General features: G+C 62.2%; 11 protein-coding genes. 9 read left to right on the forward strand and 2 right to left on the reverse strand.

The window, feature by feature from the left end:
* The first annotated feature begins 16 nt into the window (after positions 1–16).
* From rnc to BACI9J_RS08000, 5 genes are all read left to right on the forward strand, one after another.
* Entirely contained in the window at positions 17–727 is a 711-nt protein-coding gene (rnc, locus tag BACI9J_RS07980; protein WP_159733907.1) for a ribonuclease III, read from the forward strand.
* A gap of 3 nt (positions 728–730) precedes the next feature.
* Complete coding sequence (gene mutM, locus BACI9J_RS07985) at positions 731–1,702, forward strand: bifunctional DNA-formamidopyrimidine glycosylase/DNA-(apurinic or apyrimidinic site) lyase (protein WP_159733908.1); 972 nt, start codon at positions 731–733, stop codon at positions 1,700–1,702.
* A 180-nt stretch (positions 1,703–1,882) separates the two neighbouring features.
* Entirely contained in the window at positions 1,883–2,623 is a 741-nt protein-coding gene (locus BACI9J_RS07990; protein WP_159733909.1) for a hypothetical protein, read from the forward strand.
* An 80-nt stretch (positions 2,624–2,703) separates the two neighbouring features.
* Entirely contained in the window at positions 2,704–3,927 is a 1,224-nt protein-coding gene (locus tag BACI9J_RS07995) for an MFS transporter (protein ID WP_159736401.1), read from the forward strand.
* Positions 3,924–4,952 (forward strand): TolB family protein, encoded by a 1,029-nt coding sequence (locus BACI9J_RS08000; RefSeq protein WP_159733910.1) that lies wholly within the window; start codon positions 3,924–3,926, stop codon positions 4,950–4,952. The genes BACI9J_RS07995 and BACI9J_RS08000 overlap by 4 nt, the downstream gene beginning before the upstream one ends.
* Positions 4,953–5,083: 131 nt before the next feature.
* Here the strand turns inward: BACI9J_RS08000 and BACI9J_RS08005 are convergent, their stop codons facing one another.
* On the reverse strand, positions 5,084–10,006 hold the full coding sequence (locus BACI9J_RS08005; RefSeq protein WP_159733911.1) for a DUF4082 domain-containing protein: 4,923 nt from the start codon (positions 10,004–10,006) through the stop codon (positions 5,084–5,086).
* Positions 10,007–10,355: 349 nt separating this feature from the next.
* Between BACI9J_RS08005 and smc the strand changes: the two genes are divergently transcribed.
* Both smc and ftsY read left to right on the forward strand, forming a co-directional pair.
* Entirely contained in the window at positions 10,356–13,934 is a 3,579-nt protein-coding gene (gene smc, locus BACI9J_RS08010) for a chromosome segregation protein SMC (protein ID WP_201296667.1), read from the forward strand.
* A gap of 20 nt (positions 13,935–13,954) precedes the next feature.
* Complete coding sequence (gene ftsY, locus BACI9J_RS08015; protein WP_159733913.1) at positions 13,955–15,160, forward strand: signal recognition particle-docking protein FtsY; 1,206 nt, start codon at positions 13,955–13,957, stop codon at positions 15,158–15,160.
* A 64-nt stretch (positions 15,161–15,224) separates the two neighbouring features.
* Here the strand turns inward: ftsY and BACI9J_RS08020 are convergent, their stop codons facing one another.
* On the reverse strand, positions 15,225–16,445 hold the full coding sequence (locus tag BACI9J_RS08020) for an MFS transporter (RefSeq protein WP_159733914.1): 1,221 nt from the start codon (positions 16,443–16,445) through the stop codon (positions 15,225–15,227).
* Between the two features lie 276 nt (positions 16,446–16,721).
* Here BACI9J_RS08020 and BACI9J_RS08025 point away from each other — a divergent pair, with 276 nt between their 5' ends.
* Both BACI9J_RS08025 and BACI9J_RS08030 read left to right on the forward strand, forming a co-directional pair.
* The gene (locus BACI9J_RS08025; RefSeq protein ID WP_159733915.1) at positions 16,722–18,050 is read left to right on the forward strand and encodes an ammonium transporter; all 1,329 of its coding nucleotides are present in this window, start codon (positions 16,722–16,724) and stop codon (positions 18,048–18,050) included.
* The gene (locus BACI9J_RS08030; RefSeq protein WP_017199639.1) at positions 18,047–18,385 is read left to right on the forward strand and encodes a P-II family nitrogen regulator; all 339 of its coding nucleotides are present in this window, start codon (positions 18,047–18,049) and stop codon (positions 18,383–18,385) included. The genes BACI9J_RS08025 and BACI9J_RS08030 overlap by 4 nt, the downstream gene beginning before the upstream one ends.
* The last annotated feature ends 17 nt before the right edge of the window (positions 18,386–18,402 follow it).

Consider the following 18,402-nt stretch of genomic DNA (forward strand, 5'->3'; position numbering starts at 1 on the left):
TACAGGCTGACTAAGGATGTCTTCAACTGAAGAGCTTCTGAAGCGTCTCGGTGTCTCGATTGACACCGAGACGCTTCGTCTTGCTCTGACACATCGCTCATATGCGTATGAGAACGGCGGGATTCCCACCAACGAGCGCCTCGAGTTCCTCGGCGACTCCATTCTGGGATTCTCCGTCACCGATTCTCTTTACCGTGAGAACCCCTCGCTGCCCGAAGGCGAGCTCGCCAAGCGACGTTCCGCCGTCGTCAGTACGCGTGCCTTGGCTGGAATTGGCCGTGAGATCGGCGTTGGCGAATTCATTTACCTCGGGCAGGGCGAGAAGCTGACGGACGGCAAGAACAAGGCCTCCATCCTGGCTGACACCATGGAGGCGTTGATTGGCGCCACCTATCTCTCGAACGATATTGAGACCGCACGCCAACTGGTAATGCGCCTGGTGGGCCCGCTCCTGAAGGATGCCGGTGCACTTGGGGCAGGAACTGACTGGAAGACCAGCATCCAGGAGCTCACGGCGAGTCGGCAACTGGGTGCCATCCATTATGCGGTGGAAGGCTCAGGGCCGGATCACGCCCGGACCTTTGAGGCAGTGCTGAATATCGGTGGTACACCGTACGGCCGGGGTTCCGGGCATTCCAAGAAGGAAGCGGAACAGGAAGCCGCCGCCGATGCCTGGCGCGCCCTGACCGCTTTGGATCCCACAACTGCCGGTCCTGCTTCCTCCTGACCTATGCCTGAACTTCCCGAAGTAGAGGTAGTCCGCCGGGGCTTGGCCCGTTGGGTCCGCGGACGGACCATCACCGGCGTGGAGGTCCTCGATCCCCGCTCCATCCGAAGGCACGCGCTCGGAACCGAAGACTTCATCGGCAATCTTGAACATGCCACGGTGCTGGATGTTGTACGGCGAGGGAAATTTCTCTGGATGCCCCTTGCCATGTCCGGCTCGCCAGATCCTGGATTGGGAACCGACGGGGAGAACCTCTCAAAGGTGGCGCTGATGGCGCATCTGGGAATGAGCGGGCAACTGCTGATGCAGGATCCCGGTGTAGCGGATGAAAAGCACCTCAAAGTCAGAATCAGGCTCAGTCCCGTAGCTGACATGCCCCAACAACTGCGGTTTGTTGACCAGAGGATATTCGGTGGCCTGTTCGTGACGTCGTTGGTGCCAACGGTAGACGGCGGTCCTGGAGGCTTGGGCGAAACGCCGCTGCCGGAGATTGCGGAAGAAGCATCCCACATTGCCAGGGACCCGCTGGACCCTTTCTTCTCCTTCGACGCGTTCTACCGAAAGGTCAAAGGCCGGAAGACGGGCCTGAAGCGTGCGTTGCTGGATCAATCGGTGATTTCAGGAATCGGCAACATTTATGCTGATGAAGCCCTGTGGCGCGCCCGCCTCCACTACGCCAAGGCCACGGATACCCTTCGCAGGGCAGACGCGGAGCGCTTGGTTGAGGCTGCGAAGGACGTCATGAATGCCGCCCTCGACGCCGGGGGGACAAGTTTTGACTCCCTCTACGTCAACGTCAACGGCGATTCAGGGTACTTCGCCCGGTCACTGAATGCCTACGGACGTGCTGGTGAACCCTGCGGCCGCTGCGAGTCAATCGGCCTGCGGAGCATCATGAAGAGGGAACAGTTCATGAACCGTTCCTCCTATACCTGCCCGGTGTGCCAACCGCGGCCGCGGAATGGACGTTGGTAGGCCCAAAACTGTTCCGGAATCAGGGTGGCAATGGCAGACTGTCCCCATGAACAGCTTGGCGCGTCGAATCGCCATCGCAAGGTTGAACGCCACCACAATTTCGGTGGCGTCAGTTCTATCCGCTGTGTTTTCTGACATAGCCCACCAACCTTTTGGCTTCACGGTCACTGTGGACATGCCATGATGGCGCGGCGGCTGGTGCTTGCAGGCATTTGCCTTGCTGTGCTGATCGCAGCCGTCGCCATCGTCCTGGACCAGATGGCCGGGAAGCCAGGGCCTTCTGCTGCACAAAGCACCTCGACATCCGCTCCGGGTGCAGGCTCGAGCGCCGGTGCGTCAGGGGGAGCGGAATCAGGGGCTTCCGGTGAGGCTCCGTTCCCCCAGCAGACGTCCGGCAGTCCGTCCTCGCTCACCGAAGGCGGCGGAAGCGGCAGCGGCAGTGGGGGCAACAGCGGTGAGGGCGACGGCAGCCCGGCCACGGCTAAGCCGCTTGAGGTCCTGCCGCCGGTAACAGCTACCCCCACGGGCTTGCCTGAACCTGCTGCCCCCGCCCCGTTGATTACCGGTTCCTTGCCTCAGCCGGGCAGCGCTGCCGGTGAAGTCGTGGATGGTTGGCCCGCAGGCGTCCTGACCTTGCCCGAAGGTACAACCATTGGTTCCACGTCAGTGTCCACCTCTGGTGACGTCCTCCAGGTTGCCGCGGATGGCATCATTGCCAAGCCACAGGCTGAGGTATTGGCCTCCTTCCGCCAGTCGTTGGTGTCCCACGGGTTCTGGTCCGAGGCCGCCCCGGCTACGGAGGGTGCCATGGCCGAACGATTCGTACGAGGCGCGGACACAGTCACGGTCTCGGTGTCGACGACAGGTACAGGCAATTCACGCTTCCAACTTTTGGGCAGCCTGCGCACGGCGGCGGACTAGGGGCAGCGATGTACATTTCACTCTCGGACCGCGGTAAACGGAACAAACCGGAGGGAACACGAACGGCACTATCGAGCGAAGTGCCGTTCCGTTTGTCTCCGGTCATCCTGTGGTTGGGAATTGTGAGTATGGTGACCGATGTTTCCTCGGAATCGGTCACTGCGATCCTGCCGCTGTATGTGACCGGTTTCCTCGGTTTGTCCACCATTGCCTTCGGCTTCATCGATGGCATCAACCAAGGTGCCAGCGCGATAGTCAGGATTGCTGCCGGCTGGGCTGCGGACCGCAGCGGCCACCCCAAACGGATAGCATTGGCGGGCTACGGCTTATCCATGCTCGCCAGGATCGGTTTCCTCGTGGCTGGAGGCTTTTGGGCGATCACGGCGATCGTCGCCGGCGACAGAGTGGGCAAGGGTATTCGCACGGCTCCCCGGGATGCCCTCATTTCAGTGTCTGCGCAGCCTGAGCATTTGGCCCGCTCCTTTGGCGTCCACAGGATGTTGGACAACATCGGCGCGGCAGCAGGTCCTTTGATTGCGTTCTTCGTTTTGCTGATGATCCCCAACGGTTTCAGTACGGTATTTGTGGTGTCACTGGCCTTCGCAGTGATTGGTGTGGCCGTCCTGGCCTTGGTGGTGCCGGATATCAAGGCACGTGGGCTTCAAGGCATGGAGGAGCGCGAGGCCCGGCGGCTGTTTGCTTTTTCCTGGAGCCACCTGAAGGAACCGGGGCTGGGCAAGCTGCTGATTGCTGCGGGCCTCCTGGGCTTGGTCACCATTGGCGACGGCTTCATCTACCTGGTCCTGCAGGCGCGGGATTCTTTCGCCGTTCAATGGTTCCCGCTGTTGTTTGTAGGCACCAACGTGATGTTCCTGGCGTTCGCCATTCCGCTGGGCCGGCTGGCGGACCGGATGGGGAAAGTCCCGGTGTTCGTAGGCGGACACATTGCCTTGCTGGCGACGTATCTTCTTGCTGCTGCACCTTTCGGAGGGCTTTGGGCGACCATGGGCTGCCTGATTCTTCTGGGGGCGTTCTACGCAGCCACCGACGGCGTCCTGGCCGCCTTGGCCAGTCAACTGACACCGCCGGGGAAGCTTGCCACGGGGATCGCGTCTGCGCAGACGGTGGTGGCGCTCACCAGGATGCTGGCATCGGCAGGTTTTGGGGTCCTTTGGTATGCACTAGGTGCATCGACGGCCATGGTGTTGGCGGGCGGATTGTTGGCTTGCGCTGTTATGGCTGTGGCCTTCATCCTTCGTGGCGCACGGGTTGCACCGGCAGAGGATTCGAGCAACGTCGCATGAGCGGTTTGCTGACGGAAAGCAAGCTGCGGTGGGGCGCCCTCCTGGCCGTCACGGCACTTGTTGTTGTTGCGGCCGGTATTTACGCGGTGGCGGCTTACCAGCGTTTCGAAGAGAGCCGAACTGCAGCGTCGTCGGTGGGTGTCACGGGGAGCCAGCCGCTGCCTGCCGGTTCCTTCATCCTCTTCCGGAACACTGCTTCGGGCCAAGGCTATGGAAACGCAGCCACGGTCCCGCTGTCCTCTCCCGGCGGCTCCCGGGCCGTGAGCGGGCAGGAATGCGATCGCGTTTACGGAACGCCGGAAAAGGTGGTCTGCCTGAAGACGAACCGGGGGCTGGTGACAGCGTTTGAGGCTGCTGTCCTGGACCGCAACTGGCAGCAACAACGGGTGTGGCCGGTTCCGGGAATTCCCAGCAGGACCCGCATCAGCCCTGATGGGTCCATGATCGCCACCACGGTATTTGTCTCCGGCCACTCTTACGCCGCCGCGGGCTTTTCGACGGCTACAGAGATCAGCTTTCAGGACGGCACAGCCGGAAACCTTGAGGATTTCGCCTTGATGGTCAACGGTGAGCGGCTGCTTGCCACTGATAGAAACATATGGGGTGTCACGTTCGCTCCCGGCCAGAGTGATGTTTTCTACGCCACGGCCGCTTCTTCCGGACGCATCTGGCTGGTGCGGGGGAGCCTGTCCGCCAAGACCCTGACCGCTATTCACGATCATGTGGAGTGTCCGTCAATCTCTCCTGACGGTACACGTATTGCGTATAAGAAGAACGACGGCGGGGCGCTGACAGCTCACTGGAACGTCGCTGTGCTGGACCTCGCTACGGGACAGGAAACCGTCTTGTCAGAGAAGCGCAGCGTTGATGACCAGATCGAATGGCTGGATAACCAAAACCTTCTGTATGGCTTGGCTGATGAAACCATCGAAGGCGACAGCAACATATGGAAGCTGGGATCCGTACCCGGGTCCCAACCGAGCCTCTTCATTGCTCATGCTTGGTCGCCCAGCGTCGTTCGTTAAAGGCCTCCGCGGAGAGTACCCCCGGATCAAGCCGGCGTTGCCACGCGGGTGTTGCAGCATAGGTCCGCCGGCACCCGGCCCGGAGTTCAGGGGTCGGACGCCGGCGGAAGAAACTCGCCTGCGGTCAGGGATCAGCAGACCTGCAACAACCCGCAAAGGAGGCCGCCGGTTTGTGTGGGACTCGGCGAGGGGCTCGGAGTTGCCGTGGGCGTCGCCGTCGCCGTCGGAGTTGCTGTTGCGGTTGGTGTGGCCGTGGCCGTGGCCGTGGCCGTCGGAGTCGCTGTCGGTGACGGTGACGGCGCTGCCTGTTGTTGGGCCGGTGCAGTGGTGGAGTACACCACGTCAACAAAGTAGTTCGTAGCGTTCCAGGAATTGTTGGGCATCACGCCTCCCGTGCCGTACCGGTACCGCCCGTTGTTCGGGCCGATGGCCGTGAAGACCCCGCTTGTCCACGTCTGGTTGAAGAAGCCTTGGGTCGAGGAGTAGCGGCCGTTCGGTGCCCGGTAGGACACCACGTACGTCTGCCCTGTAGACAAAGCCACCGGTGTTGCCAGGGTAGCGGTTTGCCAGCCTGTTGCGGTCTCGTTGGTGAAGGTCACCTGAGCCAGGCGGGTGCCGGCCGCATTCCAGAGCGAGCCCACGTGGGTTCCGGTGTTACCGGTTCCCTTGTAGAAGCGGATGCCTGTCACATTTCCCGCTTGGGAGACGGTAAACGCAGTACCCAGTTCCACAGACAGCGCATCAGAGTTCGAAGCTGTCTGTGGAATCAACGATCCGAAAATAGTGGAGGACTGCACAGATGCTGCGGCAGTGGTGAATTGCCAGTTGCTTGCCGGCAGGGTCTGACCACTCAAGGAGGCGACACCGGAAACGCTTGCGGAAATCACAGTATTGGCCGGCAGGACGGCCGCTGGTGTGAAAGTGATGGTCCGGGCGTCCGCAGACAACGCAGCCGTCCCGGCGATCACCGAGCCGTTCGCTGTCAACGTGAAGGAGGCGCCGGGCTTGATGGCGGTAGAGAACGTGATGGATGGTTTCACATCCGTGGGAATGGCGGTGGCTCCCGGCCCGGGTACCTGCGCGCTGACGCTTAGCGGCGGCGCCGCTACCGCGAACACCAGATCCACCAGGTAACTTGCTGTGGATGACGTATTCGGGAAGTCACTGCTGTAGGAGTACGCCCCGGAATCCGGTTGGGTCTTGAGCGGACCGCTGGTGAAGCCGTCGCCAAACCCTCCGGAAGTGTAGGAGTATTTGCCGGTAGGTGTCTTGTAGGCGGCGATGTACTCTGTGTCCGCCTGGATGTTCACAGCTTGGCTGAAGGATGCCGTCTGCCACCCTGTGCTGGATTCGTTGGCAAAGGTCACCGTCGCCAGGACCTGGCCGGCTGCCGTGTACAAGTATCCGGTATGGGTCCCGGTGTTGCCGGCCGACTTGTAGAAGCGCACTCCGGTTACCTGGCCGGCGGTGTCACTGGTGAATCGGACGCCCAATGACAGCGGGACCCCGTCATTGACTTCCAGGGTTGCAGGCGTCACCGTATCCGCGTACAAGGTGCAGGGGCACGCACCAGGTGTGCCCGCCGCCGCGACGGTGGTGAATTGCCACGATCCACCACCGGACATCGGTTGCCCGGATACAGCAGTCGCCGTCACCGTTGCCGTGTAGGAAGTCCCTGCTGCCAGCGATGCTGCCGGGGTGAAGGTGACTTTTCGGGTAGTTGTGTCGTAGGCAGTGCTCCCGGTAACTGACACCCCTGCCGCGGTCTTGAGCGTTAGTGCAACGCTCGAGGTTACTGCGGCTTCTGAGAGGACTGCGCTGACCGTAGTGTTGAGCGGGACGCTCGAAGCGTTGGGGATCGGGTTATGGCCGCCCACCGTGAACGGTGGTGCAGAGACCAGCACCACGACGTCCACCAAATAGCTGGAGGAGGACCGTGAGGAGGGGAAGTCCCCGCTATAGGTGAAGGCTCCGGCATCGGAAACGGTCCTCAGGGGGCCAACGCTAAGTCCCTGGCCAAAGCCGTTGGCAGTGGCTGAGTAGGCTCCCGTGGGTGACTTGTACGACGCTATGTATTCAGTGTTTGCCGTGATCTGGACCGGCTGGCTGAACATGGCTGTCTGCCATCCGGAGCTGCTTTCGTTGGCGAAGGTTACCGTCGCCAACTGCTGCCCGCCGGCTGTGAAGAGTGTGCCCGTGTGGGAGCCTGTGTTGCCCGCTGACTTGTAGAAGCGGATACCGGCAACCTGCCCGTCAGAGACACTGGAGAAACGGACACCCAATGTCAACGGCACTCCATCCTGGATCTCTGCAATGCCCGGGGTGACGGTGTCGTCATAGAGGCTGCAAGGGCAGGAACCAGGCACCGACGCGGTGGCTGCCGTGGTGAACGTCCACGTGCCGCCTGAGGTTACTTGGCCTCCGGTGCTGTCTGTCCCTGCCAAGGTCGCCGTGTACACGGTGCTGAAGGCAAGCTGCGAAGTAGGTGTGAACGTAGCCTTTCGTGTTGTCGCATCATAGGTGGCAGTACCCGCCACCGGTCCTGCAGAGGACTTTAGGGTCAGCTGGACGCTTGCCGCGGTGACAGGCTTGGAAAACGTTGCATTGACCTTGGTGGTGACAGCAACGCTGGAGGACGAGGGGATGGGCGATTGTCCCGTGACCGTCAAAGGGGAGGTGTCCACGGTGCTGAAGACCGCGTCAACAAAGTAGTTGCCGCCATTGAAGCTCGTGGTCGGAAAGCTTTGGGATGTGCTGTAAACGCCGGCGGGCTCAGCACCGAAGCCACCGGCCACCTTCAGCGGGGGATCGGTGAATCCAAAGCTCGCCCACTGGAAGTCCTTTGTAGCGTAGTGCCCTCTTGGGGCCCAATAGGAGACCGTGTATTTCTGTCCGGCCGTAACAGGCACTGGCTGGCTGAACAGCACGCTCTGCCATCCCGAGGCCGTCTCGTTGGCAAACGTGGCGGTGGCCAGTCGCGTACCGGTGGAGCTCCACAATGAACCGATGTGCGCGCCGGTGTTCGCAGTGCTCTTGTAGAAGCGAACCCCTGTGATGAACCCGTCCACGGAAGGACTGAACCGCATGCCCATCTCGTAGGCGCCGCCGTCGCCGGAGTCCGTAGTCGCCGGTACGGTTTGGCCGAAGACGGTGTACGGGCCAGTGAGGGTCAGGTTCCTTGTGGTAGCAGGGCCTATATTGGCGCTGTCATCTACCGCCCGTACCTGCACCGTTGCCGTGGCCAGGCCCTTCTGGATGTAGGTATAAGTCCAGGACGATTTGCCTTGTGCCGGATGCCACGTGCTGCCCCCGTCGGTGGAAACCTCGACGCCGGCCACTACGCCGCCGGTGTCCGTGGCAGTTCCGCTGACCGTGACACTGTTTCCCTGCGGGACGGTGGCGCCGTTGGCGGGGGCCGTGATGGACACAGCGGGGCCAGTCGAATCAGTACTGGCGCTCGCAGCAACGAGTCCTGCCGCACGTGTTGCCGGTTGGGCTCCCATGTCGGCAAGAAGGTTGATTTGTGCCTGACGCATCCGCACATCAGCGGCCGCGCCATCGCCGTCGTGTTCCTGGTCCAGACCCCAACTCCATTGGACGCTGCCGGCTGAGAAAACCAACGCCCCGCTGGCGGCCCGGTAAAGGGTCACGTTATGGGTTGTGGTCCCTGGTTTGACCGTGTTGCCGTAGTCCTGCAGGTATTCAGCGACGCTGCCGACTGTTGTTGAGAGCCGGACGAGGCCCGCTGGACGGAAGCCGTTGTCCAGGTCCTCGTCGGACTCGTAACCCACAGTATGTGGCGCCAACGCGGCTGTGGAACCTGCCGCCAAGGAAGCCAACGAGGTATTCCGCCACAAGCGCGTCTTGCCTTCCGCGGCTGATACCGTCACTGGCAGGTCGGAGTAGTTGGACATGTAAAGGGTGCCTGTCAGGCCGTTTTCAGGCAGGCCGCCGCCGTTCGCCTGGGAAGCAAAGCGGGGGTCCCTCCACGTGCCTGTCCATTGGCTTGAGGGGTCAATCTTGTCATTGCTCCAGGTTTCCTTGTAGCACGTCAAAGTCCTGCCGGCAGCGCCGTCCACGGAAGAAGGTTCAAACCGCGTGCGCCAATACATTTCGTTGCCGGAGAGGAACTGAAGGTTGACGCCTGCGTCACGTGCGGCAGCAACGCTGGCCCTCTGCGGTCCGGACCAGTATTCGTCATGCCCTACGGAAAGAAACACCTTGTGGTTGAGCAGTTCCGCACCATTGCGGTCCACATCAAGTCCACTGACATAGCTGACGTCATAGCCGTTTTGCTCAAGGAACCGAACCATGGGGTATTCGTTGGCGAAGTAGAAATCGCGGCCCCCAATGCCGTCGCGCGTGTTCACGGGCCGGTTGTAACTGACTTTGTATGCACGCCCGTTGACTGCCCCTTGATAGAAGTCGGCGCCGCCATAGGTGTTGTACGCCTGCCACGTCTGATCAGCCGTCTGGAACACAATTGAGGATCGATTGCCGTCATTGCGGACAATAAAGGTGATATGGCTTTGGCCGCCGGTGTCCGGCCTGGTGAGCAGAGCCACATAGACCCCTGAGACCGCCGTCGCCGGTACCTGCCAGGTTGCTGAAACAGCCCACGTGCCGCAGTCGTATAACTCCGTGGTGAGATCGCTCCTGCAGGCAGGTTGGGTTTGGCGTAAGACCGAGGGAGTCACATCGGCGATCTTTCGGGCGCCGTTGCCGCCGTACCAGCCGGTCCGGTAAATCGCGATGGTGTAACTGGGTGCTTTGGTGTCCACCTTGAAACGGATGGGCTGCCCGGCGTTAACGCTGATCTCGGTGGAGAAGCCCTGGATGCTGTCATCCCCGGCGCCGTCAATATCCCACTCCGATGGCGGGCTCCCTGGTTTGGAATTCTCGCAGACCACCGGGTTGACTGCCGGATCGCACGGCCCTGCCGCGACTGCGGCCGGCGCTGCAAGGGGCAGCAGGGCGGCCACCATGGCAAGCACCAAGGGCACAAGGAAACCCTTGAAAACCCGCTGCGGTTGGGTAGCTGAAGGACCGGGCATGAGAACTCCTGGAGTGGTACGCCGATTGCTAAGACAGGGCCACGCAAATAAACGCAGCCCCTGCTTGCCGCTCCCCAGCCAGGGTCAAACCAAGATCTTCAGTTGTGAACTGCAGGGTTGGTACGGATGAATGTTCCAAAGATCGGGACCGGAACCGGCAATGACCGAACAGAAGTTCAAGCCGAAGCCGGATCACAGGAACGAATCCGCCAAGTAACCCTTGGCAGGAGTGTAGGGGTGCGGCATGGCGGCCGCAAGGGCTTCCGCTTTCAGATCCGCAGATTTTGCACAAACCGCAGTAGATTTAGTGGATACAGACACCCGGGCCATCCAGGAGAACCGAAGCGCCTTGCACCTGAAAAGTTTGACTGTCCGAGGATTCAAGTCGTTTGCGTCGGCCACCACCTTCGACTTTGAGCCCGGCGTCACCGCCGTCGTGGGTCCCAACGGATCAGGCAAATCCAACGTAGTGGATGCCCTGGCCTGGGTCATGGGAGAGCAAGGCGCCAAAACTCTTCGCGGCGGCAAAATGGAAGACGTCATCTTCGCAGGTACTTCCGGCCGTCCACCCCTGGGCAGGGCCCACGTTGCACTGACAATCGACAATGCGGACAACGCACTTCCCATCGAGTACAGCGAAGTGACCATCTCCCGGACCCTCTTCCGCACGGGCGGTTCCGAATACGCCATCAACGGCGCACCCTGCAGGCTCTTGGACATCCAGGAACTCCTCTCCGACTCCGGACTGGGCCGCGAAATGCACGTCATCGTTGGACAAGGGCAACTGGACCGCGTGCTCCATGCCACCCCCGAGGACCGCCGGGGTTTCATCGAAGAAGCTGCAGGAATCCTCAAGCACCGCCGCCGCAAGGAAAAGACTGTCCGCAAGCTCGAAGCCATGCAGGCCAACCTTGCCCGGCTCGGTGACCTCACGGCAGAGATACGGCGGCAACTCACGCCCTTGGGTAAGCAAGCGGAAATAGCCCGCCGCGCCCAGACGGTTCAGTTCGATGTCCGCGATGCCCGCTCCCGGCTCTTGGCGGACGACCTCGTTCAACTGAGAACCACCCTTGAAAAGGACGTTGCTGACGAAGCAGCCCTCAAGGAACGCCGCCAGGTGGTTGAGGCAGGGCTTGGCACGGGCCGGCGCCGCCAAGCTGCCTTGGAGCAGCAAGCCGCCCAAGCCACACCGCGGCTGAACGCCGCACGCGATCATTGGTACCAGCTGTCGGCAAACCGGGAAAGGCTGCGCTCCCTCGGCTCCCTGGCCACCGAACGCAGGCGGCTCCTGGGCTCCGCAGAGGCGTCCCCGGACACTGGACGCGATCCCGAACAACTTGAACGCCAGGCTGCCCGGGTCCGTGAGGAACAGGCCGCCCTTGAACACGACATCCTTGCCAAACAGGCCGCGCTTTTGGAAGCCACTGTGGCGAAGGACTCAGCCGAAGCGCTCGCAGCCGCGGAGGACAAGCGCTTGACGGCAATGCTGAGGGCAGCAGCAGACCGCAGAGAAGGGTTGGCCAGGCTGGCAGGGCAAGTGGCCGCCGCCAGGTCCCGGGCTGAGGCTGCCGAGGCTGAACGTGGTCGCCTGAGGGAGTCCCTGGCTGCCGGTGATGAACGTCGCCGCAAGGCTCAGAGCGAGTTCACCGCCCTCGAGTCTCAAGTAGCGGGCGTTGAAGACGGCGAAGAGAGCCTCGATGCCGACTACGAGGACGCCAACGATCTCCTGGATGCAGTCGTGGCGGAGATCGAGGAACTGAAAGCTTCTGAGAGGGAAGCTGTCCGTGAGAGGGACGCTCTGACGGCGCGGCGGGATGCCCTACAGCTTGGGCTTAACCGCAAGGATGGTTCCGGAAGTCTTTTGACCGCCGACGGCGTCCTTGGACCTTTGGCGGCGCTGGTTACCATCGAACCGGGATATGAAGCAGCCATAGCTGCTGCCTTGGGGAGCGCCTCGGATGCTTTGGTGGTTGCCGATCCGGACAGCGCTGTAGCGGCCATCCGGATGTTAAAGGATGACGACGCCGGCAGGGCAGCCCTGCTTCTTGCCGGCGGTACTGCCGCAGCTGAAAACGCCCGAGCCAACTCCGCACTTCCTGTCGGAAGCCGTTGGGCGGTGGATGTTGTCACGATTGCTGATCCCGCTATCCACGGAACGATCGGGCTCCTGGCCCGTACCGCCGTCGTTGATGACCTGGAAGCGGCGGCTGCCCTTATCGCCGAACATCCCGACCTCAGGGCCGTTACCCGTGAGGGTGACGTCCTCACCTCACTGACAGTCACCGGTGGCTCCGCCAGCGCGCCGTCGCTGCTGGAAGTTCAGGCTGCAGTGGACGACGCCGTTACCCGGCTCCAGGAGGTCACGGCGCGTTTGGAACGTGGACGCTTCGCTTTGGCCGGGGCGCAATCGCGCCGTGCCGAGGCACAGGATCGCGCAGACGCCGCGTTGGAACGCCTGCATGAATCGGATGCCCGCCTTGCCGCTGTAGCTGAGCGACTCGGTCATCTCAACTCTCTTCTTCGCAGCGCCGTTGGCGAAAGTGAAAGGCTCGCTGCGTCCATGGCCAGGGCTGAAGCCAACATCGCAGAAGCACAGCTGGATCTTGAAGTCGCGGCAGAACGTCTGGCAGCGGCTCAGGAAGCTCCGGACGAAGAACCGTCCACGGATCGACGGGACGAACTCGCAGCCCAAGCCAGGACTGCCCGGGCAGCCGAAACCGAAGCCCGCCTTGCCCTCCGGACGTCCGAGGAACAGTTGGGAGCCATCAGCAACAGGGCGGCATCCCTTGAGCGGGCCGCAGCGACCGAGCGACGTGCCCGGGAAGAGGCCGCCCGACGCGCGCAACGCCGTCGCGCGCAGGCACAGCGTGCGGCGGCAGTCGCCTCAGCGGGGGAACAGGCTCTCGGGTTTATTGATGTCTCGGTGGACGTTGCCGGCTATGAGCGTGACCTTGCCGAACAACAGCGGGAGCAGCTGGAGAAGGAACTAGCCGAGGTCCGCTCCGGCAACGACGCCTTGGCCCGGGAGCTTGCCGAACTGACGGACTCGGTGCACAGGGATGAGATGGCCCGGACCCAGCAGCGGCTTCGCATCGAGGCTTTGGAAACGCGGTCCGTTGAAGAACTGGGTCTCTCCGGCGAACAACTCGTCGCCGATTACGGCCCTGATCAACCCGTTCCGCTGCCTCCTGGAGCCACCACGGATAAGTGGGCCGAACTCCGGGCCCCCGTTGATGAAAACGGCGAGGCCATCATTGAGGGGATTCCGTTCGTACGGGCTGAGCAGGAGAAGAGGCTGAAGAAAGCCGAGCGCGAACTCGCGGCTCTTGGCAAAGTCAACCCGCTGGCGTTGGAAGAGTTCGCAGCCCTGGAAGAGCGGCACCAGTTCCTCAGCTCGCAGCTTGAAGACCTTAAGTCCAGCCGCAGGGACCTGCTGGACATCATCAAAGAAGTGGACAACCGTGTTCAGCAGGTGTTCACGGAGGCCTTTGCTGACACCTCAGCACAGTTCGACCACGTCTTCGCCAGGCTTTTCCCCGGCGGTGAGGGCCGCTTGGTACTCACCGACCCCGACGACATGCTGACAACCGGCATTGAAGTGGAAGCCCGGCCGGCGGGCAAGAAGATCAAGAGGCTTTCCTTGCTCTCCGGTGGCGAACGCTCACTGACGGCAGTGGCATTGTTGGTGGCCATCTTCAAAGCCCGGCCGTCGCCCTTCTATGTCATGGACGAGGTAGAGGCGGCGCTGGACGATACCAACCTGGGCCGGCTCATCACCATCTTTGAGGAGCTGCGTGAGTCCAGCCAGCTGATTGTGATCACCCACCAGAAGCGCACCATGGAAGTTGCAGACGCGCTGTACGGAGTGACAATGAGGGGCGACGGCGTCTCAACAGTCATCAGCCAGAGGCTCGGTGCCGGGGCATAGCTTTGTGAGAAGGTAGGGGAGTGAACGATTTCCTACCCATAATTCTGTCCATTCTCGCTGCGCTCGTCGTGGTTGGCGGACTGGTGCCGGTACTGATGAAAGCCCGGAAGACCGGCGCCAAGTACCCCGGCACGCGTGACGCAAACGATCCCGTCCAGTCATCGGCAGCAGGCGGCGGAACCCTTGTGGAGGACCGCCCGGACGCGGTCAAGGCCCCGGCTCCCACTTTCGACGGGGCGGTGGATGATACCGATGTCCCGGACGACGTCGCCGGGCTCGAGACCATCGCCATTGACACTCCGGCACCGGTGGAAGGCAGGCTCACCCGCCTTCGTGCCCGCTTGATCAAGTCCAACAACATTCTGGGCAAGGGCCTGCTGGCTCTGCTGTCGGGCGACAAGATCGACGAAAACGTGTGGGACGAGGTGGAAGAGACCCTCCTCCTGGCTGATCTTGGCACCGAACCCACCATGCAGCTGGTGGATGCCCTGCGTGAGCGCGTCAAGGTGCTGGGCACCCGCAGCCCCGAGGACGTCAAGGCGATGCTCCGTGAGGAACTCATCAAGCTGGTGGATCCGGGCATGGACCGTTCCTTGAACGTCGAGCGCAAGGGTGACCGTCCCGCCGTCGTGCTTGTTGTTGGCGTGAACGGTGTAGGCAAAACCACCACCGTGGGCAAGCTGGCACGTGTTCTGGTAGCCGAGGACAAGGACGTCCTGTTGGGCGCCGCTGACACTTTCAGGGCTGCTGCTGCCGAGCAGCTGGCCACCTGGGGACAGCGCGTCGGTGTGCCCACCGTGAAGTCTGACATTGACGGCGCCGATCCTGCTTCCGTGGCCTACGAAGCCGTGAAGGCAGGCATCGATCAGGAAGTCGACGTGGTCATGGTTGATACCGCAGGACGCCTGCAGAACAAGACTGGGCTGATGGATGAGCTCGGCAAGGTCAAGCGGGTCATTGAGAAGCTGGCCGAAGTGGATGAGGTCCTGCTGGTCCTGGACGCCACCACCGGGCAGAACGGACTGAACCAGGCGCGCGTCTTCGCCGAGGTAGTGAACATCACGGGCATCGTGCTCACCAAACTTGATGGAACTGCCAAGGGCGGCATTGTTGTGGCCATTCAGAAGTCACTGGGTGTTCCGGTGAAGCTCATTGGCTTGGGTGAAGGCCCGGACGACCTCGCGCCGTTCGACGCCGAAAGCTTCGTGGACGCACTGCTCAACTAACGTGCCTCACCTGACTGGCTGGCAGCAGGGGTTGTTCTGAAAACTCAGAGCACCCCGCCGCCAGTCAGTTTTTGGGTTTAAGGGGTTCCCGTGCCGGAAGCCAGGCCACGGCGGTGAGGAGGAGCACGCCTCCGGTGATGCCGAAAGCCCAGCCGTAGCCCAGGCGGTCAGCGAGGAGCCCGGCCACGATCGGACCGATGATCGCCCCGGTGTCCGCGGCCATTTGGAAGATGGCCAGTACTTTCCCTCCCGAGCGTCCGCGCCCGATGACATCAGCCACGGCGGCCTGCTGCGCAGGGCCCAGTAAGCCGGAGCCGAAGCCTGCCACTGCGGATGCGATGAGGAATCCGGTCAGGTCCGTCGTGAGCCCGATGACGCCGGTGGCCGTACCTGTGATGAGCAAACCAGGGATCAGAAGCGGCTTGCGACCCCAGAAATCTGCGAGCCGCCCGCTGAAGGTTAGTGCCAAGGCGTTACCCACGGCGAAAATGGCCAGTGCCCACGCCGCGGTCTCCGGAGCGGACTGCAGGACTGCCACCGCGAAAAGCGGAATGGTGGCCATCCGAACGCCGAACGTCACCCAGCCGTTCCCGAAACTGGAAAAGATGGCGGCACGGTAGGCGGAGTCCGCCAAGGCTTCTTTGACCGTCATGGCCGGGGCAGGTGCGGTGTCCTCCGCCGCGTTGCCTGGGCCGCTGAGCATGGTCCGCACCACCAGGGCGGCCACCAGCAGCGCTCCTGCGTAGGCCAGGAAAGGTACCCGGAGGCCGAAGCCTGCCAGCAGACCTCCCACTACCGGGCCCAGCACGCTTCCGATCAGAAATGCGGAGGCATAGGCGCCGGACACGCGACCCCGTCGCTCAGGCGGGGCGAGGCGAATAAGCAAGCCCATGGCGGCAACGGTAAACATCACCGAGCCGGCCCCGCCCAGACCCCGGAAGATCAGCAGCTGCCAATAATCCTGCGCGAAGGCGCACGCCGCGGTGGAGACTGCCACGATCAGCAAACCGCTGACGTAGACATTCCGTTCGCCGAACCGTCCAATCAAGGCGCCGCCGGCCGGGGCGAAGACCAGCCGCATGAACGCGAAGATACTTACAATCACCGCCGCAGCAGTGGCGCCAACATCGAAGGTGGTGGCGAACTGCGGCAGAACCGGGGCCACCAAGCCGAAGCCCAGCGCAATCAGGAACGCCGCAGCCAACATCACCTTGATATCGCGCGGGAGGGGAGTCTTCTCCGACCTGATCCTTGGGGCTTGAACGGATCTGGGCGACTCAGTCATACAGTGCTGGTCCTTCTTGTGGATTCTCGGTGGTACTTCTGGGGCTCATGAGGTGTGTGTGGTCCAAAACCGGACATTTCCAGTGAAGTCCGACGCCTGAAACATATCCGTAACACCGGGGATATGCACCATTTACGTTGGGGAGGTTGTTGTAACGAGCCCGACATCTAAAACCTGCGCAGGTGAAACACGGCGGCACAAAACTCTTAAGCAGGACGCAAACGGCGTCAGGACAGCGGTTGAACCGCAGAACCAAGCAAGAGAGGAACGTGCACCATGGAACTTACCGCAGGTCACGTATGGGTCATGGTGGCGGCGGCACTCGTGCTGTTCATGACACCTGGTCTGGCATTTTTCTACGGCGGCATGACACGCGCCAAGGCAGCCTTGAACATGATGATGATGAGCTTCATCTCCATCGGCATCGTCGGCGTCGTCTGGGTGCTGTGGGGCGCATCAATGAGTTCCGGCGAAGGCTTCCTGGAGATCGTGGGCAACCCGTTCGCCACCTTCGGTCTTGAAGGCATCAACACCCCGGATGGCTTGATCAAGGTAGGCTACGCAGCCACCTTCGCCATCATCACCGTAGCTCTCATCAGCGGTGCTATCGCTGACCGCGCAAAGTTCGGTGCATGGACGATCTTCGTACCGGTCTGGGTCACCCTGGTTTACTGCCCGCTGGCCTACATGGTGTGGGGCGGCGGCCTGTTCGGCCCCGAAGGCGCAATCGGCAAGGCCCTCGGCCCGGCCATCGACTTCGCCGGTGGCACCGTGGTGCACATCAATGCCGGTGTAGCTGCACTGGTTCTGGTACTCATCATTGGTAACCGCCGCGGCTTCGGCAAAGACCCGAACCACCGCCCGCACAACATCCCGTTCGTGATGCTCGGCGCAGCCATTCTCTGGTTCGGCTGGTTCGGCTTCAACGGTGGTGCAGCCACCACTGCCGAGCAAGGCGGCCTCATCTGGATCAACACCCTTGCAGCCCCGGCCGCAGCCATGATCGGCTGGCTCATCACCGAACGTATCCGCGATGGACACCCGACGTCGCTGGGCGCAGCCTCCGGTGTGGTTGCCGGCCTTGTTGCCATCACCCCCGCATGTGCCAATGTCAGCCCTGTTGGTGCCCTCGGACTCGGTGTAGTTGCCGGTGTAGCATCAGCGCTTGCTGTGGGCCTCAAGTTCCGCTGGGGCTTCGATGACTCCCTGGACGTTGTTGGCGTCCACCTCGTGTCCGGCATCATCGGCACCGTGGCTCTGGGCTTCATTGCCCTTCCCACGGACGGCGTCGGCGGCGGTCTCTTCTACGGCGGCGGGATGACGCAAATGTGGGCACAGCTGGCAGCAGCCGGCATTGCCATCGCTTTCTCGGCCATCATGACGGCCATCATCGCCTTGGCTATCCACAAGACCATGGGCTTCCGGGTGTCCACCGAGCAGGAGAACGTTGGCGTAGACCTCAGCCTCCACGCTGAGACGGCTTACGAGTTCGGTGTCAACGGCCACGGTGGCAGCTTCCAGCCGCTGCACGAGGCCATGACAGGAAAGTCGGAGACTGCGGCAGAGAAGACCCCCGCAGAAGGCAAGGAGAGTGTCCAGGCATGAAGCTCATCACAGCGATCGTCCGTCCCGAAAAGCTTGAAGCAGTCCGCGAAGGCCTCGAAGCTTACGGGGTTCAAGGGCTGACGGTCAGTGCGGCCAGTGGCTACGGCCGTCAGCGGGGCTACACCGAGGTGTACCGCGGAGCGGAGTACAACGTGGATCTTCTGCCGAAGATCCGCATCGAGGTCCTCGCCACGGATGAGCAGGCAGACGACATCCTGGATGTTCTCATCGCCAGCTCAAACACAGGCCGAGCCGGTGACGGCAAGGTGTGGACCGTGGATGTTTACGAAGCAGTCAGGGTCAGGACAGGGGAGCGCGGCGCAGCCGCAATCTAAGCCCTCCGGGCAACAAA

Origin of the sequence: Arthrobacter sp. 9V (assembly GCF_902506065.1) — a bacterium.
GTDB lineage: Bacteria > Actinomycetota > Actinomycetes > Actinomycetales > Micrococcaceae > Arthrobacter.

Bases quoted from the DNA above. Each gene is read 5' to 3' on its own strand.
- rnc (WP_159733907.1), top strand. From the start codon at position 17: ATGTCTTCAACTGAAGAGCTTCTGAAGCGTCTCGGTGTCTCGATTGAC.
- mutM (WP_159733908.1), top strand. From the start codon at position 731: ATGCCTGAACTTCCCGAAGTAGAGGTAGTCCGCCGGGGCTTGGCCCGT.
- BACI9J_RS07990 (WP_159733909.1), top strand. From the start codon at position 1,883: ATGATGGCGCGGCGGCTGGTGCTTGCAGGCATTTGCCTTGCTGTGCTG.
- BACI9J_RS08000 (WP_159733910.1), top strand. From the start codon at position 3,924: ATGAGCGGTTTGCTGACGGAAAGCAAGCTGCGGTGGGGCGCCCTCCTG.
- BACI9J_RS08005 (WP_159733911.1), bottom strand. From the start codon at position 10,006: ATGCCCGGTCCTTCAGCTACCCAACCGCAGCGGGTTTTCAAGGGTTTC.
- BACI9J_RS08020 (WP_159733914.1), bottom strand. From the start codon at position 16,445: ATGACTGAGTCGCCCAGATCCGTTCAAGCCCCAAGGATCAGGTCGGAG.
- BACI9J_RS08025 (WP_159733915.1), top strand. From the start codon at position 16,722: ATGGAACTTACCGCAGGTCACGTATGGGTCATGGTGGCGGCGGCACTC.
- BACI9J_RS08030 (WP_017199639.1), top strand. From the start codon at position 18,047: ATGAAGCTCATCACAGCGATCGTCCGTCCCGAAAAGCTTGAAGCAGTC.